General features: G+C 69.1%; 21 protein-coding genes. 11 read left to right on the forward strand and 10 right to left on the reverse strand.

What is annotated here, in order from left to right; genetic code table 11:
* Positions 1 to 8: 8 nt before the first annotated feature.
* Together ACZ0AE_RS02090 and ACZ0AE_RS02095 are read right to left on the reverse strand one after the other, a co-directional pair.
* Positions 9 to 1,562: a M56 family metallopeptidase gene (locus tag ACZ0AE_RS02090; RefSeq protein ID WP_463600276.1), complete on the reverse strand. Its 1,554-nt coding sequence runs from the start codon at positions 1,560 to 1,562 to the stop codon at positions 9 to 11.
* Positions 1,559 to 1,954 (reverse strand): BlaI/MecI/CopY family transcriptional regulator, encoded by a 396-nt coding sequence (locus ACZ0AE_RS02095; protein ID WP_463600277.1) that lies wholly within the window; start codon positions 1,952 to 1,954, stop codon positions 1,559 to 1,561. Before ACZ0AE_RS02095 ends, ACZ0AE_RS02090 begins: the two co-directional genes overlap by 4 nt.
* A gap of 750 nt (positions 1,955 to 2,704) precedes the next feature.
* Here ACZ0AE_RS02095 and ACZ0AE_RS02100 point away from each other — a divergent pair.
* Together ACZ0AE_RS02100 and ACZ0AE_RS02105 are read left to right on the forward strand one after the other, a co-directional pair.
* A complete protein-coding gene (locus ACZ0AE_RS02100) occupies positions 2,705 to 3,517 on the forward strand; it encodes an alpha/beta fold hydrolase (RefSeq protein ID WP_463600278.1) in 813 nt (270 codons plus the stop codon).
* Between the two features lie 20 nt (positions 3,518 to 3,537).
* On the forward strand, positions 3,538 to 3,711 hold the full coding sequence (locus ACZ0AE_RS02105; RefSeq protein ID WP_313425618.1) for a hypothetical protein: 174 nt from the start codon (positions 3,538 to 3,540) through the stop codon (positions 3,709 to 3,711).
* A 43-nt stretch (positions 3,712 to 3,754) separates the two neighbouring features.
* Here the strand turns inward: ACZ0AE_RS02105 and ACZ0AE_RS02110 are convergent, their stop codons facing one another.
* On the reverse strand, positions 3,755 to 4,597 hold the full coding sequence (locus ACZ0AE_RS02110; RefSeq protein ID WP_463600279.1) for a class I SAM-dependent methyltransferase: 843 nt from the start codon (positions 4,595 to 4,597) through the stop codon (positions 3,755 to 3,757).
* 157 nt (positions 4,598 to 4,754) lie between these two features.
* Between ACZ0AE_RS02110 and ACZ0AE_RS02115 the strand changes: the two genes are divergently transcribed.
* Positions 4,755 to 5,564, forward strand: a complete 810-nt coding sequence (locus ACZ0AE_RS02115) for a hypothetical protein (RefSeq protein WP_463600280.1) — start codon at positions 4,755 to 4,757, stop codon at positions 5,562 to 5,564.
* Between the two features lie 12 nt (positions 5,565 to 5,576).
* On the opposite strand, the gene ACZ0AE_RS02120 is transcribed toward ACZ0AE_RS02115, so the two are convergent.
* On the reverse strand, positions 5,577 to 6,029 hold the full coding sequence (locus ACZ0AE_RS02120; RefSeq protein WP_463600281.1) for a hypothetical protein: 453 nt from the start codon (positions 6,027 to 6,029) through the stop codon (positions 5,577 to 5,579).
* Between the two features lie 168 nt (positions 6,030 to 6,197).
* Between ACZ0AE_RS02120 and ACZ0AE_RS02125 the strand changes: the two genes are divergently transcribed.
* Entirely contained in the window at positions 6,198 to 6,683 is a 486-nt protein-coding gene (locus tag ACZ0AE_RS02125) for an REP-associated tyrosine transposase (RefSeq protein WP_463600282.1), read from the forward strand.
* 23 nt (positions 6,684 to 6,706) lie between these two features.
* Here ACZ0AE_RS02125 and ACZ0AE_RS02130 read toward each other — a convergent pair whose 3' ends face one another.
* Positions 6,707 to 7,132, reverse strand: a complete 426-nt coding sequence (locus ACZ0AE_RS02130) for a hypothetical protein (RefSeq protein ID WP_463600283.1) — start codon at positions 7,130 to 7,132, stop codon at positions 6,707 to 6,709.
* Between the two features lie 204 nt (positions 7,133 to 7,336).
* On the opposite strand from ACZ0AE_RS02130, the gene ACZ0AE_RS02135 reads away from it, so the two are divergent.
* Positions 7,337 to 7,597 carry a hypothetical protein gene (locus tag ACZ0AE_RS02135; RefSeq protein ID WP_244880141.1) on the forward strand — a complete coding sequence of 87 codons (261 nt, stop codon included), beginning with the start codon at positions 7,337 to 7,339 and terminating at the stop codon, positions 7,595 to 7,597.
* 71 nt (positions 7,598 to 7,668) lie between these two features.
* Here ACZ0AE_RS02135 and ACZ0AE_RS02140 read toward each other — a convergent pair whose 3' ends face one another.
* The gene (locus ACZ0AE_RS02140; protein WP_038690775.1) at positions 7,669 to 8,040 is read right to left on the reverse strand and encodes a MerC domain-containing protein; all 372 of its coding nucleotides are present in this window, start codon (positions 8,038 to 8,040) and stop codon (positions 7,669 to 7,671) included.
* A 68-nt stretch (positions 8,041 to 8,108) separates the two neighbouring features.
* Here ACZ0AE_RS02140 and ACZ0AE_RS02145 point away from each other — a divergent pair, with 68 nt between their 5' ends.
* Complete coding sequence (locus tag ACZ0AE_RS02145; protein WP_463600284.1) at positions 8,109 to 9,440, forward strand: GTP-binding protein; 1,332 nt, start codon at positions 8,109 to 8,111, stop codon at positions 9,438 to 9,440.
* A gap of 9 nt (positions 9,441 to 9,449) precedes the next feature.
* Here the strand turns inward: ACZ0AE_RS02145 and ACZ0AE_RS02150 are convergent, their stop codons facing one another.
* Positions 9,450 to 11,060 carry an ABC-F family ATP-binding cassette domain-containing protein gene (locus ACZ0AE_RS02150; protein ID WP_463600285.1) on the reverse strand — a complete coding sequence of 537 codons (1,611 nt, stop codon included), beginning with the start codon at positions 11,058 to 11,060 and terminating at the stop codon, positions 9,450 to 9,452.
* 175 nt (positions 11,061 to 11,235) lie between these two features.
* Positions 11,236 to 12,138, reverse strand: a complete 903-nt coding sequence (locus ACZ0AE_RS02155) for a LysR family transcriptional regulator (protein WP_463600286.1) — start codon at positions 12,136 to 12,138, stop codon at positions 11,236 to 11,238.
* 336 nt (positions 12,139 to 12,474) lie between these two features.
* Here ACZ0AE_RS02155 and ACZ0AE_RS02160 point away from each other — a divergent pair, with 336 nt between their 5' ends.
* Positions 12,475 to 13,695, forward strand: a complete 1,221-nt coding sequence (locus ACZ0AE_RS02160) for an MFS transporter (protein ID WP_463600287.1) — start codon at positions 12,475 to 12,477, stop codon at positions 13,693 to 13,695.
* Positions 13,696 to 14,045: 350 nt separating this feature from the next.
* Complete coding sequence (locus tag ACZ0AE_RS02165; RefSeq protein ID WP_463602049.1) at positions 14,046 to 15,002, forward strand: polysaccharide deacetylase family protein; 957 nt, start codon at positions 14,046 to 14,048, stop codon at positions 15,000 to 15,002.
* A 366-nt stretch (positions 15,003 to 15,368) separates the two neighbouring features.
* On the opposite strand, the gene ACZ0AE_RS02170 is transcribed toward ACZ0AE_RS02165, so the two are convergent.
* The gene (locus ACZ0AE_RS02170) at positions 15,369 to 16,967 is read right to left on the reverse strand and encodes an EAL domain-containing protein (RefSeq protein WP_463600288.1); all 1,599 of its coding nucleotides are present in this window, start codon (positions 16,965 to 16,967) and stop codon (positions 15,369 to 15,371) included.
* A 263-nt stretch (positions 16,968 to 17,230) separates the two neighbouring features.
* On the opposite strand from ACZ0AE_RS02170, the gene cycA reads away from it, so the two are divergent.
* Positions 17,231 to 18,604 carry a D-serine/D-alanine/glycine transporter gene (gene cycA / locus ACZ0AE_RS02175; RefSeq protein WP_463600289.1) on the forward strand — a complete coding sequence of 458 codons (1,374 nt, stop codon included), beginning with the start codon at positions 17,231 to 17,233 and terminating at the stop codon, positions 18,602 to 18,604.
* A 102-nt stretch (positions 18,605 to 18,706) separates the two neighbouring features.
* Positions 18,707 to 19,480 (forward strand): lytic transglycosylase domain-containing protein, encoded by a 774-nt coding sequence (locus ACZ0AE_RS02180; RefSeq protein ID WP_038690762.1) that lies wholly within the window; start codon positions 18,707 to 18,709, stop codon positions 19,478 to 19,480.
* 15 nt (positions 19,481 to 19,495) lie between these two features.
* On the opposite strand, the gene ACZ0AE_RS02185 is transcribed toward ACZ0AE_RS02180, so the two are convergent.
* Positions 19,496 to 21,001, reverse strand: a complete 1,506-nt coding sequence (locus ACZ0AE_RS02185; protein WP_038690760.1) for a tetratricopeptide repeat protein — start codon at positions 20,999 to 21,001, stop codon at positions 19,496 to 19,498.
* A 123-nt stretch (positions 21,002 to 21,124) separates the two neighbouring features.
* Between ACZ0AE_RS02185 and ACZ0AE_RS02190 the strand changes: the two genes are divergently transcribed.
* Entirely contained in the window at positions 21,125 to 23,203 is a 2,079-nt protein-coding gene (locus ACZ0AE_RS02190) for a gluconolaconase (RefSeq protein ID WP_463600290.1), read from the forward strand.
* Positions 23,204 to 23,208: the final 5 nt, after the last annotated feature.

A 23,208-nucleotide genomic window follows, 5' to 3' on the forward strand; every position in this document is an offset into this window, starting at 1 on the left:
GCGCGGGCTCAGCGGCGGCCGGTGACAGCGCCGCGTTGGATCAGGTAGTCGCGCACGCGGCTGTTGCGCGCCTGGTTCAATGGCGAGCGCCACTGCCCGGCGTCGGCCACCACGCCCAGGTTGACGTCGGCACCGTGGTTGACCAGGTAGGCCACGGTGTCCACGTCGCCGGAGCGGGCGGCGTTGATCAGCGGGGTTTCGTCGTAGGCGACGATGCGGTTGACGTCAGCTCCGGCGCTTACCAGCCGCTCCACCACGGGCAGGTGGCCGCGGCGGGCGGCGGCGATCAGCGGGTTGCCGTCGCCACGGGAGGCCAGGTCCGGCGCGGCACCCAGGGCGAGCAGCGCGTCTACCGTGGCCAGTTGCCCGTGGCGCGCGGCGGCGATGAGCGCGGTGCCGTCACCGGGAAGCAGGGTATCCACGGCGACGCCGCCTTGCACCAGTTGCCGCACCTGCGCGAGGTCGCCTTCTGCAGCGGCGTCGAGCAGGCGTTCGGCCTGTGCCGATGCGGTGCGTGTGGCGGCGTCGCTGTCAGGCGCCACCACGGTCGGCGCGCCCAGGCGCGGGGTGGCGGCCACGGTGACACCTACGTGCGTGGCCAGCGCGGCCAGGCACAGGGCGCTCCATCGCACCCGGGTACGCCAGCTCACCTGCCCCCGCTGCAACTGCAGCAGCCCGTCCACACGCTGCGTCAGCCCACTGCGGCTGCCCGACATGCCCACCGCCAGTGCGGCGCGCTGTGGGCGTTGCTGCACCATGCCGGCGATACCGCGCAGCAGCGAATCGGCGTAGTCGCGGCCACTGCTGGAGCGGTGCGCGGCGCGGGCATCGCAGGCCATTTCGCGGGCCAGTTCCAGCCGGTTGCCCAGCATGCGCAGGCACGGGCTCCACCAATACACCGCAAGCAGGGTGCGCTGCAGGGCGGTTACCCAGAGATCACGGCGCTGCACGTGTGCGGCTTCATGCAGCAACAGGTCGCACAGCGCCGGGGGCGACAATGTGCTGGCCAGATGCGGTGGAACCAGGATGCGCGGTGCGAACAGGCCCACCACCATCGGGCCGGCCACCGCATCGGACAGTGCAACGCCGCAGCCGCGCGGCAGTGCCGGGCCCAAGAGGGCATCCAGTGCGGGCGAAGGGCGTGCAGCACTGTGCAGCCGCCGTGCCTGCCAGATGCCCTGCGCCAGGCGCAGTAGTCCCCAGAGCGTGCCCAGCAGCCAGATCATCGCCAACGCCTGCAGCGCGGTGGGTACGAAAGCGGACAGTGATGCAGTGGGTGACGCTGGCGCGGCCGGTACAGCGGATGTCGGTAGTGGCGTCGACTGTGCTGCAGTCGGTAGGGCCACCGCGGCCTCGGCTACGGTGACCACTTCGCGCGGCAGCAGCACCAGCAACGGCGACACCGCGGCCAGTGCGAACGCACCGCACAGCAGCCACGAACGTGCCTCGGCGCTGAGCCGCGCGCGCTGCACTACCAGCAGCACCAGGGCCAGCAACAGCGCTGCATGCCACAGGTGCTGCACGGCAACGGTCAACAGGGTGTGGGTGGTGTGTGCGCTCATGCTGATTTCCCCGGGGTGCCCGCGTCGTCAACACGCTTCTGCAGGGCGGCCAGTTCGTCGGCGTCCATGTCGTGTTCGTCGATGAGGTGCTGGGCCAGCACGCTGGGCGAGTCGTTGAAGAACGACTTGAGCAGGTTTTCCAGGGCCTGGCGGCGGGCCTCGCTGCGGCTGATGGCGGCGCTGTAGATGAACGCGCGGCCTTCGCTGCGGTAGGTCACCAGGCCCTTCTTTTCCAGCACTTTGAACATGGTCAGCACGGTGGTGTAGGCGACCGGCTTCTTCTTCGACAGTGCGTCGGTTACCTCGCGTACGGAGGCTTCCTTGGTCTTCCACAGCACTTCGAGGATGCGGCGCTCGGAGTCGGTCAGGGTTGGCGAGCTGGGGCGGGCCATGGGCTGTCTACTGGTTTCTTAGTTGATGAGCAGATCGTGCGCCCGCCGCGCACGGCATGTCAACTATGTAATTAGTAATGGGGCAGGCCGCGTGCCAGGCGCGAGGACCCGGGGCGCTTGGATGTGGGGCTGCTGGGCGGGTGCGAAACCGGTGCGCTCAGGCGTTGGCTACGCAGGCCGCCATGCCTGCGCACGCCGCGCTGCGGGCGGCCGGAGAAGCGGCACACCCGTGCGAACGCGGCGCCGCGGGGCAACATTGGCATGTCCCGACCTGCATGCTGCTGCGCAGTGCCCTGCGCAATGCGGCGCGCGAGGCGGGGTGTGCGCCCACGCCGTGCAGCAGCAACGTGCGCGCCAGGCCGCCGCAGGCAACGCGCGGCAGGGCCAGCACGGCTGGGGCGGTGGCGCGGGGATAAAGCGGGCGAAGGTCCATCTGTCCCGGTCTCTGTGGAGTGGCACGTGATGCAGCATGCGGCGCAGCTGTCTCACAGGTTGAGACAGCTGCGCCGATGGACCGCGCCGCTACGATGGAGGAGACACGCATGTGTGCGGCGTGGTTGACCCGGAGTGGATGACGCGCCGTACGGTTGATGTGCGATTCATTCCCGTACGCCGTGCGCTGGCGATGGCGCGTGCAGGCGCGCACCGCTGTGCAGGCGGCGTAGACGTTGCGGTGGATTTTTTCACAGGCCGCGCGGTGCCGTCTGCCTAGCATCGGCCACTCTCTTCCCGCCCACACACGGAGTTTCCATGACTGCTTCCCGCGTTCGTCTGCACGTTGAAGACACCGGCGGTACCGGCCGCCCGGTGGTGTTGATCCACGGTTGGCCGCTGTCAGCCGAATCCTGGAAGGCACAGGTGCCGGTGCTGAAGGACGCCGGCTATCGCGTGGTGGCCTACGACCGCCGTGGCTTCGGGCGTTCGGACAAACCGGCCGCCGGCTACGAGTACGACACGCTGGCCGACGATCTGGCCGGGGTGATCAACGACCTCGACCTGCGGGATGTCACGCTGGTGGGCTTCTCGATGGGCGGCGGCGAAGTGGCCCGCTACATCGCCCGCCACGGCGAGCAGCGCCTGCACAGCGTGGTGTTCGCCTCGGCCGTGCCGCCGTACATGCTCAAGACCGATAACAATCCCGAAGGCCCGTTGACCCCGGCCAAGGCCGATGAGATGAAGCAGGGCCTGGAGCGCGATCGCGATACCTTCTTCGATGGCTTCACCAAGGACTTCTTCAGCGCCAACGGTGAGCTCAAGGTCAGCGAAAAACAGCGCCAGGAGGCCATCGCATTGTGCAAGCAATCCGACCAGACTGCCGCGCTGGGCTGCATGAAGGCCTTCGGCACCACCGACTTCCGCGAGGACCTGAAGAAGGTCACCGTGCCCACCCTGGTGCTGCACGGCGACAGCGATGGCACGGTGCCGTACGAGGGCTCGGGCAAGCGCACCCACGCGGCCATTGCTGGAAGTGAGGCGGTGGTGCTGAAGGACGCGCCGCACGGCTGCAATGCCAGCCACGCCGAGCAGTTCAACGCGGCGTTGGTTGCGTTCCTGGCCAAGTGACGGTGCGGTAGCATCTGCCCATGCGCCAGACCCGCACCCCGCCGTGGAAGAAACCCAATCCCAAGGGCGGGGCCTCGCGCCCGTTGTCGCCGGCGCAGAAAGAAGCCGCACGGCAACGGGCCGAAGAAAACGGCCGGGCGTATCCAAACCTGGTGGACAACATGTGGGCGGCAAAGCTGCCGCGCGGGGAGTAGCGCACCCCGCTCACGCATCGTCGCCCGGAAACGAGCGGCGACGTCAGCGACGAACCGCGAGTACGCCGTCCATGGCCAGGTCGGCCTTGAAGCCGGCCTTTTCCAGACGCTTGGCCACTTCGCGCGGCACATCGCGGCCGCTGGTGAGTTTGTTCGGCGCGCCGGTGTAGTGGAACATGCGCCCGCCCTTGCGGATCACCCGCGCCAACTGGTCGTAGAACACCTGCGAATACAACTCGCCGGCAATGCCGAAGCGCGGCGGGTCGTGCAGGATGGCGTCTACCGAGCTGGATTCGATCCCTTCAATGGCCTGTGACACATCGGCATGGGTCAGCGACAGGCGTCCTCCGCTGCTGGCCGCCTCCGGGTCGGGCGACCACGGGTTGAGCGTGCGCAGCCACAGCACGTCCGGGTTCTTCTCGAACGACTGGATACGGGTGACGCCACCCTCCAGGCAGCACGCCGCGAAGTACCCGAGCCCGCCGCACGTATCCAGCACGGTCTTGCCGGCCGGGGCGATCAGCGCCACCTTGCGCCGCGCGTCTTCAAACGGCGACACCTGCGCGCTGGGCAGCATCTTGATGCCGTCGATTTCGAAGGTGGGGGCATCCCACTCGGTGGGCACCAGCTTGATCAGCGCCGAGCCGAAGCGCGAGACCGCCAAGAACTCTTCGCCGTCCCAGTAATACAGGGTGCGGTCCTTCGTCTTGCCCGGGTAGTCGTAGCGCTCGCCCTTCCACAGCCAGTGGTCGACAGCCAGCGTGGCGGTGCCGGTGGACAGGCCGAGGTCGAGCGAGCCGGTCCATTCGCTTGCGCCGCTGTCGCGGGTGCGGGTGAGGGCTTCGGCAAGCGGGCGGGTCAGCAGGGGGCCGGTGTAATGGGGCACGGGAGTGGGGGCGCCGGGGCTGCGGGGCAGCGTGGCGTCAGGTCAGCCAGGGGAGGGCATCGTACCTGAGACCGCGCCCGGGGGCAGGCTGCGGCCGCGCGGGAGGCTCTATAGTACCGGCGGCATACCGTGCTGCAGGGCCTTACAGGGAATCGACGTGGTCACACCGTTGGAGTACATCCGCCATTTCCCGCGCTGGCCGCGCGCACTGATGATGCTGGGCGTGGTGCTGGTTACCGGCTGCAGCGCGCCGCATGGCCCGCCGGCAGGCGCCTTGCAGGACGTGCAGTCCATCGAGATCCGGTACCAGTACAGCGGCTGGGGCCGGGTGGACGAAGTGCACCGATTGGAACCGGGCGCGGGCCGACGCACGTTCCAGCGCAGCTCGCAGCTGGACAGCCAGGACGACCCGGATGCGGTGGTGACCGATGCGATCCCGGCGCAACGCGTTGCCGAGCTGCTGTGGGCGGTTTCCGGTCCACCGTGGTCGCGCGAGCGCGGCGTGGACGCGGTGGCGCGACGGGTGCGGCCAGCGCGGATACTGGAGCAGGCGCTGCCGGACTATTCGACGCCGGCACCTGGTTGCACCCCGCGCGCGTTCGAGGCCAAGGTGCATGCGCTGCTGCAGGGCGCCTCCCTGAAGGCACAGCTGGGTCGTTACTACGCCAGCGGCATCTGGACCGATGATGACCCCGCCATGCGGGTGGTGATCCGCTACGAGCACCGACCACCGCAGGTGCTGGCCTCCAACGAGCGCACGTTGCTGATGCTGCCGTGGGTACTGGGTGACCCCGGCGCAGGCGATGCCGCCGTGACCACCTGGTCGGTGCCTGTCAGTCAAGCGCTGCGTCGGCTGCTGCCCGACTCCTCCAAGGCGTTTGAACGGCTGGGCCGTCGCGAGGACGCGATCCTGGTGGAGCGGATCGCCGCCACCGCGCGGGTCGCCTGCGAGGCCCAGCAACGCTGACGGTCGCGCGCATCAGGTTCCGTAGCGCAACAGCGTTCCACGGCTGAACAACCACTGGCAGCGTTGCTTGCGCATGGCACGCACCTGGCCGCCTTCGACCACCACATGCGCATCGTCCAGCGCTTCGCCGTGGACGCGTGCACCGGGCTTGAAACGGAACACGCCACTCTGGCCGTCCGGGGTCAGCAGGGCCTCTTCGATCTGGGCAAGCTCGGCCGCACTGAACAGGGCCGCGCGCTGTTCGTCGTCGGGAGTGATCAGCGGTGTGTCCACCTGGCGCCAGGGCGAGGCGAGCCGGTAGGCGATGAAGTAACGGCCGTCCACGCGCGTCAGTTTGACGCCTTCCCGGCTGTAGGCCCCCGGTGCGGCATAGCAGCCGATCAACCGCCCCTGGCCGATCGAATCACCGTTGCCGCAGCCGGCAAGCAGCACAAGCGCAGGCAACAACAGGGCGAACAATCGCATCGGGCAGCCACGGGTGCGGGTGACCGCGCAGTGTAGCGTCGCCACCCCGATGAGGAGATGCCTGACCCGCTGCGGCTCATGCGATGACAGCACCGTGCGTGGCTTTCCCAGCCAGCGGCACTGCGTGTCCTGATCGTTGCTTCGCAGGCGGACACGGACACTGCGTGCATGTCCTCCGATTACCGCCCCTGGCAGCCCGGCAACGCGTACTTCTTCAGCGCGCACCTGCACCGTGCCCACACCGGGTTGCTGGTGGAGCACGCGCAGGCATTGCGGTTGGCGTTCCGGGTAGCGCAGCAGGCACGGCCATTCCGCATCGACGCCATCGTGGTGCTGCCCGACCATCTGCATGGCGTGTGGACGCTGCCGGCAGGGGACGATGACGGGCACCGGCGCTGGACACAGATCCAGGCCATCTTCGACCGCCATCTACCGGGCAAGCCGCCGCGCGCGGTGCTGCGTCGCGATCGTTCCGCGCGGCCGCTGTGGCACAGCAGTTTCCGCGAACACCGCATCCTGGACGAGGACGATTTCCATCGGCACGTGGCCTATGTGCACCAGAACCCGGTGAAGCACGGCCACGTGCGCGATGCGATGGAGTGGCCGTACAGCTCCATCCATCGCACGGGGCGGCAGGAGGAGGTGCCATGCTGAGGTAATGCCCGTTGTCGCCAGGATCAGCCGCAGCGCACCTTGAACACCGGCCCGGCCCCGATCAGTACCAGGGCCATGTAGTCGCTGTTCTTGTCCTTGCCCTTGAGCGTGGCGCCCGGGTTGAAGTGGAAGATACCGAACCCGCCAGTGGGCCGGACCAGCGCCTTGTCGATCTGGTCGGCATCGTCCTTGAAGTAGCGGGTGATGTCCGCGCGCGAGGAAACCTGCAACGCCGTGGGATCGCGCTGCCATTGCTCGTCGCGGTTGAAGCTGACGAAGTACTGGCCCTGCTGCTGCTCGATGCGGAACTCGGCGGGTTTGCGTGCGTGGGTGGCGTAGCAGCCCAGCAGGGGATCGGCGGAGAACACGCCCGCGCCGTTGTCGTGGTTGCCGCAGGCGCCAAGCAGCAGTACCGGGGCAAGCAGAAGCAGTGAAGCGGCAAGGCGCATGGCGGTGACCTCCTACGGCGGTAGGCGCAGTCTAGGCAACCTCGTCCAACGACGCCGTGTAGAGCGGCCAGCGTGTACGCCGCTGCCATGCGCCCGGGTGTACGGTGGAGGCATTCCAGACGAGTAGCGCCTGTGCCCCAGGACACCCTTTCGCCCGCACCAGCATCCGTTCCCGCATCACCGCGTGCCACGCGCGCCCCGCTGTTGGGACTGTGCAGCTTCCTTGGCCTGCCCGTGGGCGGTGCGGCCGGCTGGCTGGCCGGCGTGGCCAATCACGGCGTCATTGCCGGGGCCGGGACCACCGGCGTCGCCATCGGCGTGCTCGCGGCGGCGGCCGTGGGGCTGGTGGCCAGCATGGCTTCGCGGGTGCGCCAGGAACGTTGGCCGTGGCTGGGGATCGTCGGTGCGGTGGTCAGCACGGCACCGTTGGCGCTGTTCCTCGTGTCGATGCTGCTGCACCGCTGAGTGCGGTGACGGCGGGCGGCCGCGCGCTGACGCGGGGCCGTATCACGCCCGCCGCTACGGCTGACACCCGCTCAATGCCGATGCCGCCGCCATGCGTTCCACACATGCGTGGCCGCCAGCAGCAGGCTGCCGGCGACGGTCATCGGGGTTTCGCTCTCGTGGCTGGGCCACTCGGCGGCCCCGGCCAGCAACAGCAGCAGGCCCAGCGCAGCGCTGGTGACGGCCGCTGCAGGCAGGCGTTGCTGGCGGTGCGCGCGCCACAGGGCGAAGCCGGTCAGTGGGGCGGCGATGGCCACGAACAGCACGTGCACCCATTCGGCCTGCGCCCACACCCCGAACAACGGCAGGGTGGCGGCCAGGATCGGCAGGGCCAGGCAGTGCAGCAGGCACAGGCTGGACAGGGCGATGGCGCCGGCATCGAGCAGGGTTGAGGAACGCTTCATGGGGGTGGGGCCCGGATCGGTGAATGTTATATAGTAACATTTCATTCCGCTGCGGACCCTGTCCTTCCATGAACGCCACTGCTGCCCCCACCGATGCCCGCCTGCCGGTAACCGTGTTGTCCGGTTTCCTTGGCGCCGGCAAGACCACGCTGCTCAACCAGCTGCTGCGCAACCGCGAGGGACGGCGGGTGGCGGTGATTGTCAACGACATGAGCGAGATCAACATCGACGCGCAGCTGGTGCGCGATGGCGGCGCGGCGCTGCGCCGTACTGAAGAGACCCTGGTGGAATTCAGCAACGGCTGCATCTGCTGCACCCTGCGCGACGACCTGCTGCAGGAGGTCAAGCGGCTGGCCGCCGAGGGCCGCTATGACTACCTGCTGATCGAATCGACCGGTATCGCCGAACCGATGCCGGTGGCGGCCACGTTCTCGGTACGCGATGAGGACGGCTTCTGCCTCAACGACATCGCACGGTTGGACACGATGGTGACGGTGGTGGACGGGCAGCAGTTCCTGCACGACTTCGGCTCGACCGACCGGCTTGCCGACCGCGGCCAGCAGGCCGGCGCCGATGACGCGCGTGGGGTGGTGAACCTGCTGGCCGAGCAGATCGAGTTTGCCGATGTGATCGTGGTGAGCAAGTGCGACCTGATCACCGACGACACGCTGCAGTCGACCCTGGCCGTGCTGCGCGCGATGAACCGCGAGGCGCGGCTGGTGTTGTCCGAGCACGGCAACGTACCGCTGCACGAGGTGCTGGACACGCATCGCTTCGACCACACCAAGGCGCAGTTGGCACCGGGCTGGATGCAGGCGCTGCGTGGCGTGCATACGCCGGAGACCGAGGAGTACGGCATCAGCAGCTTCGTGTACCGGGCGCGCCGCCCGTTCCACCCGCAGCGCTTCGCACAGCTGCTGCAGCAGGGGCTGGGGCCGGTGATCCGCAGCAAGGGCTTCTTCTGGCTGGCCAACCGCATGGACTGGGTGGGCGAGCTGTCCAGCGTGGGCGCGGCTACCCGCACCGAGGCTGCCGGTTTCTGGTACGCGGCGCGCCAGCGTGTGGAGGCCGGGTTGGAAGACACTCCGCCGCTGCTGCCACCGCCGCAGGTGCCGTACACCGACGTGGGGTGGGTGCGCCAACAGGCCGCCTGCTGGACCGCGCCCATGCCGGGCATGGACGAGGTGGGCGATGCCGGCGAATACCAGGCCATGCGCCGGATGTGGCATCCGTGGTGGGGCGATCGCCGCCAGGAGCTGGCGGTGATCGGGGTGGAGATGGACGAACGCGCGGTGCGTGCCGAGTTCGACGCTTGCCTGCTCACCGATACCGAAATGCGCGCCGGACCGATGCTGTGGCAGCTGCTGCCCGACGCGTTCCCGGCGTGGTCGCGGCACTGACGCGTCCGTTTACACCGCCGTCAACGACCAGCCTTCGGCGGCTGCGTCCAGGTAGTGGGTCAGCCCCACGGCGTCGAGCAGCGCCGGGTCGTGCGAGACGAGCATCAGCGTGCCCGGGAACTGGCTGAGCATCTGCTCCAGCGCGGCCAGCGAGGGCAGGTCGAGGTGGTTGCCGGGTTCGTCGAGCAGCAGCAACTGCGGCGGCGCGTGCGCGTACAGCACGGCGGCCAGCGCGGCTTTCAGGCGCTCGCCGCCGCTCAGCGTGGACAGCGGGCGCAGGCTGCGTTCGGCGTCCAGCCCGAGCAGCGCAAGCCGGGTGCGCGCATCGGCGTCGCCGCCGTCGGGTTGGGCATCGCGCAGCAGCTCCAGCGCCGTTGCCTGCGCGGGCAGCGACGACAGGGATTGGTCGAGCAGCGCGGTGCGCGCGGCCACCGTGCAGGTACCGGCGACGGCCTCACACTGGCCGGCCAGCAGCCGCAGCAACGTGGATTTGCCACTGCCGTTCGGGCCGCGCACGCCGATGCGTTGGCCGCGCTGCACCTGCAGGGTAAGGTGCTGCCACGGTGGCGACACCCACGGCAGCTGGAGGTCGGTGAGCTCGGCCACGCGCTGCGGCCCGGGCTCTGCGTGGTGGGGGGGCAGCAGGGCAATTCCGGTGGCATCGTCCAGCTGTGCAGCGGCGTCGCGCACGCGGGCGTCCACCTCCGCGCTGCGCTCCAGCTGCTGGGCCTGCCAGCGCCCGGCACTGTGCTCGCTGCGGTTCTTCATGCCGCCCAGCAGGATCGGCGCCTGGTTGGCCGTGCGCGCGGTGCGCTGCGCGCGCGACTGGCGGTGCTCAAGCCGTTCGCGTTGTTCGCGCGCGGCATCCTGTTGGTGGCGCCGTTCGCGCTTGCGCAGGGCGAGCAGTTCGGTGGCGGCGCTGTGCTCGTCGTGCTTCTGCGCGGCGTACAGGTCGTAGTTGCCGCCGTAGCTGCGCAGCCCGCCCGGCGACAGTTCGACGATGCGCTGCATCGCGCCCAGCACGCGGCGGTCGTGGCTGATCACCACCAGGCCGCCGCGCCATTGCGCCAACGCATCCAGCAGCCGCGTGCGGTGGCTGGCATCGAGATGGTTGCTGGGTTCGTCGAGGATCAGGCCGTCGGCCTGCGACAGCAGCGCACCGCCAAGGGCCACCTGCATGGCCTGGCCACCGCTGAGCGACGCGGCCGGCCGCGCGGGATCCAACGGCGGCAATCCCAACTGCTGCCATTGCGCCTGCAGCTGTTCGCGGATGTTCCAGCGCTCGCCCACCGCGGTGAAATCGGCGGGGTCGACACTGCCGGCCTCGATGCGCGCCAACGCATCCAGCAGCGGGGCCACGCCGGCCAGGGCGGCGATGCTGCCCGGTGGGGCGCCGCTGTGCTGGGCCAACAGGTGCACGCGGCCGGTGCGTTGCACCTGGCCGGCGCTGGGCGCGTGCTGGCCAGCCAACACGCGGGCCAGCACGCTCTTGCCCACGCCATTGCGCCCGACCAGACCGGTCGGGGTGGTGTCGATGTGGGTGCTGATATCGGAAAACAGGACCCGCCCATCGGGCAGGGTGCAGGTCACGCGGTCGAGCGTGAGAGAAAATGCGGTCATGCGACCTCCGGGGATGCCGTGGGTTCCCTTCACGCACGGGGCGGGAAGGACACAGGCCGTCAAACAGACGGCGGGGCATCACTGGCGCATGCGGGCATACCTCATTACACAGGCGACTGGCTGTCGCGCGGCCAGTATAGATTTGCACCGGGCCAAGGGAGTGAATGCACGCTGTTCAACAGCTAACCCCGGTGAGCCGCGCGCTGACGAAATCGATGAATACCCGCAGCTTGGGCAGCACGTGGCGGCCCGACGGCCACAGCAGGTGGAAGGTGCCGCAGGCGTGGATCTGCTCGGGCAGCACGCGCACCAGGCGGCCATCGGCCAGCGCAGCACGCACCGAGTGCTCGGGGATGTAGCCGATACCGCGCCCGGCCAGCGCGAAGGCCAGGCGCGCCTCGATGGTGTTGGCCACCATCGATACCGGCAGCTCCAACGCCGGTTCCCCGGGTGCGCGTGGCAGCGGCCACGGTTCCAGCTTGCCGCTGCTGGGGTAGCGGTAGTGCAGGCAGTCGTGCTGCAGCAGGTCGTGCGGGGTCTGGGGCGTGCCGCGCCGTGCCAGGTAGTCCGGCGAGGCCACCAGGTAGCGCGGGAACACGCCCAGCCGGCGCGCGCTGAGCCGTGAGTCGGACGGCTCGCCCACGCGCAGCACCGCATCGAAGCCTTCTTCGACCACATCCACCAGGCGGTCGTCGAAATCCAGCTCCAGGCGGATGCCGGGGTAGGTGGCCATGAACGCCGACAGGATCGGCAGCGAGAGGTCACCCACCAGCGGCAGGCTCAGCCGCAGCACGCCACACGGGGCGGCGGCCTGCTGGGCCAGTTCGGTGCGGGCGGTGTCCAGCTCGTCGAGGATGCGCCGGCACCGCAGCAGGAAGCGCTCGCCCTCGGCGGTGAGGGTCACGCTGCGCGTGCTGCGGTGGAACAGGCGCACGCCCAGCGCCTGCTCCAGGCGCGTGATGGTCTTGCCGGTGGCCGAGGCCGACACGCCGAGCAGGCGTCCGGTGTCGACGAAGCTGCGGGTGTCGGCCACGTGCACGAACGTCTGCAGGTTGCCGATGTTATCCAGTGCCGACATGGCCGAACCCAAGGGGAAAGGCGCCACTCTAGCGGCCCGGCGCAGCGGCGGCGCACGGCCGGTGGGATGCAGTGGTGCGTGCCGCGGTGGCATCGGCTGCATCCCTTGCTGGTACGGGGTCTGCGCGGATTGCGGAATGCAGTGTCCGGAATGTGTGGACCGCTGCCTGGGTGTTTGGCGCGCCGCCGAACGCCGAGCATGGCGCTCCCCCTGTTGCTGGAATGCCGCCATGTCCTCCGTGCTTGATGCGCCCCCCTTTGCCCCGCTGCGGCTGGCCGCGGTGGATGCCTTACTGTCACGCGCCGGTGCCAGTGCCTGTTCCAGCAGGACGTGGGCATGAGCGGCGCTGGCATGAGTGGCGAGGCCGGCGCGTGTGCGCTTGCGGCTGAGCCCGTGGCGGCCGAGCGGCTGCCGCTATCCGGGTTGCTGGCGCTGGCCTGCGCCGGCTTCATCACCATCCTCACCGAAGCCTTGCCGGCCGGGCTGCTGTCGCCGATGAGCGCCGATCTGGGCGTGAGCCGCGCGCTGGTGGGCCAGCTGGTAACCATCTATGCGTTCGGGTCGCTGGTGACCGCGTTGCCGATGACCGCCCTTACCCAGCGCCTGCCGCGGCGACCGCTGCTGCTGGCCGCGATCGCCGGTTTCGTGGTGGTCAATACGATTACAGCCCTGACCCACCACTACGCGGTGATGCTGGTGGCGCGCTTCGTCGCCGGTATCAGCGCGGGCTTGCTGTGGTCGTTGGTGGCCGGCTATGCCAGCCGTATGGTGGCGCCCCGGTTGCAGGGGCGCGCCATCGCGGTGGCGATGGTGGGTACGCCGTTGGCGTTGTCGCTGGGCATTCCCGCCGGCACCTTGCTCGGGCAGACCATCGGCTGGCGCTGGGCGTTCGCGCTGATGTCGCTGCTCAGTGTGGGCCTGCTGGTGTGGGCACGGCTGGCCTTGCCGGCGCTGGCGGCACCGGGCGCGGGCGCGCGGCAGACGCTGGGCGCGGTGTGGCGGCTGCCGGGCATGCGCGCGGCGCTGTTGACCATGTTCCTGTTCGTGCTGGCGCACAACGTGCTGTACACCTACATCGAACCGTTCGCGGCCTTGTCGGGCGCGGTGGCCTGGCTGGACCGGCTGCTGCTGGTGTTCGGTGTAGCCGCGCTGGCGGGCATCTGGATCACCGGCTTGTGGGTGGACCGCTGGCTGCGCGTGCTGGTGCTGGCCAGTACGGCCGGGTTCGTGCTGGCCGCGTTGGCCTTCGCGCTGTGGCCTGCATCGGCCTGGGTGCTGGTGCTGGGTACGGTGGTGTGGGGCATGGCGTTCGGCGGCGTACCCACCTTGTTCCAGACCGCCGTGGCGCGCCGCGCCGGGGTGGCCGGCGACATCGCGCAGTCGTTCGTGGTCACCGGCTGGAACCTGGCCATCGCCATCGCCGGGGTGGTGGGTGGGGTGATGCTGGAAACGTGGGGCGAGCGGTGGCTGCCGGCGGTGGTGCTGGCACTGTTGGCCGCCACGCTGGTGGTGGTGATGCGCCGGCCGGGGGCGTGGGGGCCCAGCGCGGATCGGTAATGGAGGACGCGTAGTGCCGGGCTCTGCCCGGCATTCCCGCAGAAGAGCAGCCGGGCAGAGCCCGGCTCTACGTCCCCGCGCGGTGAGTACTGAGCGCGTGGCGACGCGTGGTACTGCCGCGCCACGCGAACCGCAGGGCGCCATTGCGTATAGCGCGTCGCCACGCGCCCGGGACCCACCGTGTCGCGACGTAGAGCCGGGCTCTGCCCGGCTGCTCTTATGCGGCAATGCGGAAATGCCGGGCAGAGCCCGGCACTACGCGTTCTTCGCCCCGACATTCCCGAGTCCCGCCATGACCCATGGTTTAAGGTGGTGCCACGGATCAGGAGGGTTGCGTGCGCCACATCGGATTGCGTTGGATGGGACTGGGACTGTTGGGACTTGCCGCTGCCGTGCAGGCGGCGCCGGACCAGCGCATTGCGCTGACCATCGATGACCTGCCCTGGCAGCGGCTGGATGAGCGCGATGATCCGGAACTGGCGCAACGCCATGCGCAGCTGCTCGCCGCGTTGAAGGCGGCGCAGGTGCCGGTAGTGGGGTTCGTCAACGAGATCAAGTTGGAGCGCGATGGCCAGGTGCAGCCGGCGCGGGTGCAGATGCTGCGCGACTGGCGGGACGCCGGGTTCGAACTGGGCAATCACACCCGTGGCCACGTGGACCTGCATGCGATCGGGCTGGACGCCTACGAACAGGACATCCTGCGTGGCGAACAGACCTTGCGCCCGTTGCTGGCCGAACGCGGGCAAACGCCGCGCTGGTTCCGCCATCCGTACCTGCGTGCCGGGGAGACGCCGCAGCAACGCGCTGCGCTGGCGGCCTTCCTGGACCAGCATGGGTATCGCATCGCGCCGGTCACGGTGGACAACAGTGAGTGGATATGGGCGTTCGCCTACGACCATGTGCGCGACACCGAGACCGACCCGGTAGTGCGCGAGGCGCGGCTGCGCCAATTGCGGCGTGGCTATGTGCCCTACATGCTCAACAAGCTGGACTACTACGAAGACCAGTCGCGGCAACTGCTGGGCCGGTTGCCGGCGCAGGTGTGGTTGATGCATGCCAATGCGCTCAACGCGGCCAGCATCGACGAACTGATCGCCGCTACCCGTCGCCGGGGCTACACGTTCATCACCCTGGAGCAGGCGCTGCAGGACCCGGCCTATGCGCATGCCGACGGCTACAACGGCGCCGGCGGCATCAGCTGGATCCACCGCTGGGCAATGGCCGAGGACAAGCCGCGCAGCTTCTATGCGGGCGAGCCCAAGGTGCCGCGCTGGGTGCTGGAGTTAGCGGGTATTGCGGACGAGTAGGGCCGGTCCCCGGAAAATGTGGTGCCGGGCTCTGCCGCGCCGCGCGACCGGTGGGCGCCAATGCGTACAACGCGTCGCCACGCGCCTATACCCATCCGCGTTCCCCGGAAAACGTAGTGCCGGGCTCTGCCCGGCAGTTCTGTATTACCCGCATAACAGCAGCCGGGAAGAGCCCGGCTCTACGCTACGTGTAGCGCGTTGGGTCCTGGGCGCGTGGCGACGCGTTTTACCCCACGGCGCCCCACTGGTCATGGGGCGCGGCAGAGCCCGGCTCTACGCTACGTGTAGCGCGGTGGGTCCTGGGCGCGTGGCGACGCGTTTTGCCCCAAGGCGCCCACCGGTCACGCGGCGCGGCAAAGCCCCGCTCTACTCCACCGCGCTGTTCGGGTTCTGGAAGTTCTCGCGCGCCTTGCCGTACTGCTGCAGGCGCTGGTGGTGGAAGGCGATGAACTCCTCCGGGGGCAGCGCACGCGAGAACAGCCAGCCTTGCCCGAACTCCACCTGGCGGGCCTGCAGGTAGGCCAGCTGGGCGGGGGTTTCGATGCCTTCGGCTACGGTGAACAGGCCCAGGGTCTTGGCCATGTCGATGATGTGCGAGGTGACCGGGCTGGTGGCGCTGTCGGTGCCGATGGCATCGATGAACGACTTGTCGATCTTCAGGGCATCCAGTGGCAGCTGCTGCAGGTACTGCAGGCTGGAATAGCCCACGCCGAAATCGTCGATGGCCACGCAGTGCCCGGTGCGCCGCGCGATGGCCAGGGTGTTGCGCGCGCGCTGGATGTCGATGAAGCCCCGTTCGGTGGCCTCCAGCCAGATCTGCTGCGGGTGGATGCCGGTGCCGGCCAGCTTGGCCGCCAGTACCTTGAGGGCGCGCCCGCTGCTGACATCGCCGGCCGACAGGTTGATGGCGATATGCGCGCTGCGGTCCTGGACAAGCAGCTCGCGCATGTCATCGATGACCCGCTCGATCACCTGGTCGGTCAGCGCGTCGATCAGGCCATGTTCCTCGGCCAGGGGAATGAACAGGTCCGGGCGTACGTGGCTGCCGTCGGGCCGGGTCCAGCGCACCAGCGACTCGGCACCCACGCAGATGCCGGTGTCCAGCTCGATGATGGGCTGGTAGTGCATGTGGAATTCGCGGCGGCGCACGGCCGTGGCCAGTTCGCCACGCAGCGACAACCGCCGCCGCGACAGCCACACCACCGCAGCGATCGCTGCCAGCGCGCCGAGCACGCCCAACGGAATGAACTGCCAGAACTGCTGGCGGAAGCTGGCCAGCAGGTCGGTACGCGGGGCGGTGGCGATGGCCAGCCACTCCTGGTCCTGCGCGGTGGCATACAGGGTGTGGCTGTCCCTGCCGCTGTGCGGGTTGCGCAGCAGGCGTTGCAGCAGGGGCTGGTCGAGCAGGTCCTGCTGGGCCATCAGGCGGCCATCGGGGCTGGCCACGGCCAGCCGCACATTGGGATCAGCGATGACGTCCACGAAGCGGGCCGGGTCCATCAGGATGTCGTAGCGGCCAAAGTGCAGGGCGATCAGCGGCGACCCATCGCCGGCAATCGGGCGTACCCCCAGGGTGATACCGGCGCCATCAGCGGTGACGTGGTCCGGCCGGGGCTCGGGCACCTGTCCGTCCATCATGCCCCACGAGGTACACCGCAGGCGGCCGTCCTCGAAGTAGCCCACCTGTTCGGCCGAGTGGGTGCTCAGGGTGAGCGCCCGCATCAGGTGCAGGTGCTCGGCCGAGCAGGGCTCCAGCGGGCTCTGGTTGAGGCGGCGCAGGGCCAGCATGCCGGCTTCGTAAGCCCGGTTGGCGCGCAGCAGGGTGCGTTCGGCGGTGAGCTGCAGGCGGACGCACTCGGCCTCGGTGGCCCGGCTCCAGGTGAAATACACCAGCGCAGTGATCGGCACGAACGCGCCGAGCAGGGCGAACAACACGGTGGCGGCGATGATCCTGGCGCGGTTCAAGCAGACCTCGATGCCGTGGAAGGGAGACGGGGGGCGGCGCTCACGACCTCGATCCCCTGTGGCCCGCCGCGCTATCTCACCACCTGACGGGCGCGATTGGAACCGGGATGTTCCGAGGCGCCTGTCAGGCGGCCGCCCGCCGGACCGTCAGGCGGCACCGGGGGGTGGCAAAACCGACATCGGCCGGCCGCCGATGCACGCAACAGTGGCGCGGCGGCCAGCGGTCTTCTATGTTCAGAGCCTTCGCCCTGCTGGCCCCGTCCATGACCGATCCCGCCGTGCCGCCGGAACACCTCCGGCGCAGCCTCTCCAACCGCCACCTGCAGCTGATCGCCATTGGTGGCGCCATCGGCACCGGCCTGTTCATGGGCTCGGGCAAGACCATCAGCCTGGCCGGCCCGTCCATCGTGCTGGTCTACCTGATCATCGGCGCGATGCTGTTCTTCGTGATGCGCGCCATGGGCGAGCTGCTGCTGTCCAACCTGGAGTACAAGTCGTTCATCGACTTCTCCACCGACCTGCTCGGGCCCTGGGCCGGGTTCTTCTGCGGATGGACCTACTGGTTCTGCTGGATCATCACCGCCATCGCCGATGTCATCGCCATTGCCGCCTATGCGCAGTTCTGGTTTCCCGAGCTGGCGCCCTGGATACCGGCGCTGCTGTGCGTGATTTTGCTGCTCAGCCTGAACCTGGTTACGGTGAAACTGTTCGGTGAAATGGAGTTCTGGTTTGCGCTCATCAAGATCATCGCCATCTGCGCGCTGATCATCACCGGCTTCGGGCTGGTGGCGTGGGGCTTCACCTCGCCGTCGGGCCACCAGGCCTCGTTCGCCAACCTGTACAACGATGGCGGCCTGTTCCCGATGGGCATGGCCGGGTTCTTCGCCGGCTTCCAGATTGCGGTGTTCGCCTTCGTCGGCATCGAACTGGTCGGCACCACCGCCGCTGAAACCGCCGATCCCGAACGCAACCTGCCCAAGGCGATCAACTCCATCCCGGTACGCATCATCGTGTTCTACGTGCTGGCGCTGATCGCGATCATGGCCGTCACCCCGTGGCGCGAGGTGGTGCCGGGCAAGAGCCCGTTCGTGGAGCTGTTCGTGCTGGCCGGCATTCCGGCCGCGGCCAGCCTGATCAACTTCGTGGTGCTCACCTCGGCCACCTCGTCGGCCAACAGCGGCATCTTCTCCACCAGCCGCATGATGTACGGGCTGGCCGAAGAGCGGCACGCACCGGGCTTCTTTGCGCGGTTGTCGCGGGCGGCGGTGCCGGCGCGCGGGCTGGTGTTCTCGTGCATCTGCCTGCTGCTGGGCACCATGCTGATCTACCTGATCCCCAACCTGGTCACCGCCTTCACCCTGGTCACCACGCTGGCGGCCGTACTGTTCATGTTCGTGTGGTCGCTGATCCTGTGTTCGTACATCGTGTACCGCCGCCGTCGCCCGCAGCTGCATGCGGCGTCCAGATTCAAGATGCCCGGCGGCGTCTTCATGTGCGGGGTCTGCCTGGCGTTCTTCGTGTTCGTGCTGGTGCTGCTGACCCTGCAACCGGACACCCTGTACGCGTTGGCGATCAGCCCGCTGTGGTTCCTGTTGCTGGGCCTGGGCTATGCGGCCAAGCGGCTGATCGAACGCTGAGCGCGGCCGGGCCCGCCGCCGCGGCGGGCCCGGTATTCACCTTCGGTTCGCGGGCGTGGCCGGATGATCGCGCCGCACCCTTCCGTGCCCCGATCCGAGCCCATGAATCCGACCCTGCCTGCCGCGTTGGCCCTGTTGTCGATGCTGCTGCCGTGGTCGGCGTCGGCGCGCACGGTGTACCGCTGCGTGCGGGACAACACCGTGAGCCTGGCCACCGCCCCCGAGCCGGGGTCGAAGTGCACGCCGCAGCAGATCGATGACAGCGCCGTGCAGACCCCCAACCTGTGGGGCAACATGGGCATCTTCAGCGGCACCCTGTACGAACGCGAGCAGGACGGCGCGCTGGTGTATTCCACGCGCAACCTGCCCGGGTCACGGGTGTTCCTGAAGTTCACCGTGGCCACCCCGCCCGGCGAGCCGGCGCATGAGGGGCTGGGCAAGGTGGGCACGCCGCAGCTCAACCGCCATGCCAAGCAGTTCAAGGCGGCCGCCAAGGCCACCGGGGTGGACGATGCCTGGCTGCGCGCGATCGCCCATGCTGAAAGCGGCTTCGATGCCGGTGCGATATCGCCCAAGGGTGCGCAGGGCGTGATGCAGCTGATGCCCGATACCGCCACCGAATGGGGCGTGGCCGACCCGCTGTCGGCCGAGCAGTCCATCAACGGGGGCGCGCGCTACATGAAGGCGCTGCTGAAGCGCTACAAGGGCGACCGCACCCTGGCGGCGGCCGCGTACAACGCCGGCATCGGCGCGGTGACCCGCTACAAGGGCGTGCCGCCGTACGCCGAAACCCTGGCGTACGTGGAAAAAGTCAGCGCGTTGTACCAACGCTACCGCGAGGCGATGGGCTTCAAGGTGGAAACGCCGGCGCGCTGACCGCGGCGTGCGGCTTCAACGCCACGCACCGCGCCCGTAGATCGGCAAGGTCTCGCGGCGGCCGACCCGTTCCAGCGCGGCGCGCACATCGGGTCGCTTCAGCAGCGCTTCCCAGCGTGCGTCGTTGTCCACGTCGGCGGGCATCGGGGGCAGCGCGCGGAAGTCCTGCATCACCTCCAGCAGGTCCTGGCGGCGCCGGGGCGACTGGAGTTCGGTGATGACCCAGCGTGCCGCCTCGTCGGTGCGCTGCTCTTCCAGCAGCACGTTTACGTACACGCTGCGGCCCTCGTCCTGGTTGGCCTGCAACCACTGGCGGGCCTGCGCCGAGCGCGCGGTATCGCCCAGCGTCCGGTACGCGCTGAAACGGATCCACTGGCGCAGGTACTCGCCGAACATCGGTTCCTCATCCAACCCCTCCAATGTCTGCAGGGCACGCGCCGGTTTGGCGCTGGACAGATACCAGCTGGCCAGATAAAGGCGCTGCAGCGGATTCACCGTGTCGCCCTCGTCGGTGAGCGTACTGGCCAGCTCCAGCGTTGCCTCTGTCTGGTCGTCCTGGCCCAGCCGGTGCTGGGCCACGGCACGGTGCAGCAGCACCCACGCCGCATAGGCACCACCGGGGAAGCTGCGCGGGGCGCCGGCCTCGGTCAGGCGCGCAGTGAACGGGTCCGTAGCGGTCAGCACCTGCGCGTGCTCGCCCAGCAACAGCAGGGTATCGGTGAGCGCGGCGAGGTCGCTGGCCTCTGGCTGCAACAAGGCCGACACGCGCAGGGCATCGGCATGGCGACGCGCCGATTGCAGCGGGTCGAAACGGGGATCGCGGCGGTCGACCACGGCATCGAAACGCTTGTCGCTGCGCAGCGCGACCACTTCGATCGGCGCATCGATACGCATCACGGTGGCGGCCAGGCGCTGCTGCTGCCCGGCATCGGCCTGCAGCGTGGCCAGCGTCAGCCACAAGGCCGTCGGCTCCAGGCCATCGACCTTCCACTGTCGGTCGAACAGCACCTCCAGCAGCGCGCGGTAGTCATCGGGTTGCTCCTGCAGCGCATCGCCCAGCCGGTACACCAGCGGGGCATCGATGTCGGCCAGGAACCGGTCCGATGCACGCAGCGAGCGGGTGATCAGGGCGGCGCCCTGCACCGGTTGGTCCTGCAGCAGCTTCAGGCGACCCAGCACGTACAGCGCACGCGCGTCGTCGGGTGCCTGCTTCAATGCGGCATCCAGATAGCGCTGCGCTTCCTGCGGCTGGCGCGCATTGAAGGCGGTGCGCCCGGCACTGACCAGGCCTTCCAGGCGCTGCGCTGCATCCAGGCTGGCGAGATCGGGGTCGTTGAATACGCGCTCGAAACCGATCAGCGCACCCACGCTGTCGCCCTGCTCGGAGAGCGCGATGGTGTCGGTGAGGCGTTGCGCCAAGGCATCTTCAGACGGTGCGGCCGCCGCCGTCGCGGCGAGTGCTGGCATGCCGGACATCGCCAGCAGCAGGGACAGGGCGAGGCGATGGTGCGGGCGGTGCATGGCGCATCCTTGCGTGGGGTCTGCACCGATTGAACCCGGAACCACGCAGCCACACAAGCGCATGGGGTGTGCAGACGCGCAGGCAACGTTTAAGGTCTACGCCGGACAAGCGCAGGGATGGCAATGAAACGTTGGCAGGTAATGATCGGCGGGGTGGTGGCGATCACCGCTGCGGCACTGGCATGGACGTTTTTCGACACGCCTGCATCGGCGCCGGTTGAACAGGGCCCGGTACCCACGCCGCTGGCGTGGCAGGCGCAGATCGACACGCTGGCCGGCGATGGAGTGGGCGGCCTGCGCGATGGCGCGGGCGCACAGGCGCGCTTCGCCGACCCGTATGCGCTGGCGGTGGATGCGCACGGTGTGGCCTACATCGCCGATGCCGGCGACAACAATCGTATCCGCCGCGTGTATCCCGATGGGCGCGTGGATACGTTGGCCGGCACCGGTGAGGGGTGGCGCGACGGGCCCGGCGTGCAGGCACAGTTCCATACCCCGTCCGGCATCGCGCTGGATGCCGCGGGCAACGTGTACGTGGCCGATACCGGCAACCACCGCATCCGCCGGATCGGCGCCGATGGCGTGGTGAGCACGCTCGCCGGCGACGGGGTGGCGGGCTTTGCCGATGGGCCGGCCGCGCAGGCGCGGTTCGATGCGCCCATGGGCGTGGCCGTGGATGCCACCGGCCGCGTGTACGTGGCCGATACCTACAACGACCGCATCCGGGTGATCGAGCCGGACGGCACGGTGCGCACGGCAGCAGGCGGCGAGCACCCGGGCAACGTGGACGGCTTCGGGGCCGAATCGCGGCTGGATACGCCGGTGGCACTGGCGCTGGACAGCCACGGCAACCTGCTGATCGCCGACCTGTACAACAACGCCATCCGGCGACTGTCGCCGGACGGCATGCTGCGCACCCAGGTGGCCAACGGCAGCGTGATGAGCGGGCCGTTGTCGGTGGCCGTCACTCATGATGATGTGCTGTACGTGGGCGATATCAACGGCAAGGTGGTGCAGGTGTCCACCCAGGGCCACCAGGTGGCATTGGCGGGCGTTTCACCGCAGCCGCGCTTTGCGCGGCCCAGCGGGTTGGCGCTGGATGCGCAGGGCGGTGTCTATCTGGCCGATGCGGCGGCGTACCGCGTGCACCGGCTGCGTCCGCTGGACATCGGTGCGGTGCCGGCACCGGCGTTGACCGGTCCGGCCGCCGACGCGCCATTGCCGGTGACGGGCGGGCGCTGGCCGCTGGCCCCCCAGGACGGATGGCATGAAGTGGTGGGCACGCTGGGTGAGGTGCGCGGCAACTTCACCGGCGAGAGCCGCCATCACCTGCACGGTGGCTTCGACATCCGCGGCGATGTCGGCCAGCGCGTGCTGGCGATCGCCGACGGCAAGGTCGACAGCGCGTTTGCCAGCTGGTCGGTGGGCGGGCAGGCCGAAGGCCTGGCGCTGGGTCGGCTCAAATACATCCACATGCAGGTGGGGCGCGATCCGCGCGGCCAGGCGTTCGACCCCCGCTGGCAGCAGGTGCTGGGCCCGGATGGAAAGCTGGAACGGGTGCGCGTGCGTCGTGGCACGCGGTTCCATGTGGGCGAACCGCTGGGTAGCATCAACCGCATGGCGCACGTGCACCTGAGCGTGGGGGCCAGCGGGTTCGAGCGCAACGCGGTGGCGCTGGGCTTTGTCGGCTACGCCGATGCGTTCGCACCGCGCGTCACCTCGGTGGAAGTACTGGATGACCAGGATCTGCCGATCAAGGCCGTGGGCACGGCGCCGGTGGTGGTGCCACGGCAGGGTCCGGGCGTGCAGATCGTGGTGGAAGCCTGGGACCAGGTGGATCGCAACCTGCCGCGGCGTCGGCTGGGTGCCTACCAGGTGGGGTACCAGATCCTGGATGCGCAGGGCCAGCCGCTGGCCGGTTACGAGCAGCCGCGCTTCAACATCGTGTTCAACCGCATGCCGCCCCAGGACAGTGCCACCGTGGTGGCCTACGCACCGGATAGCGGCATCACCGTGCATGGCAGTGCGGTCACGCGCTTCCGCTACCTGGTGACCAACACGGTGCGCGACGGACTGGTGGAAACCGGGCGCTGGCGGCCCGACGCGCTGCCCGCCGGCGACTACGTGATCCGGGCGAGCGTGCGCGACTACAGCGGCAACGAGGGCGTGGGCGCGCGCGACCTGAAGATCACGCTGCTGTAGCGCGG

This window comes from Stenotrophomonas sp. AC248 (genome assembly GCF_979258185.1).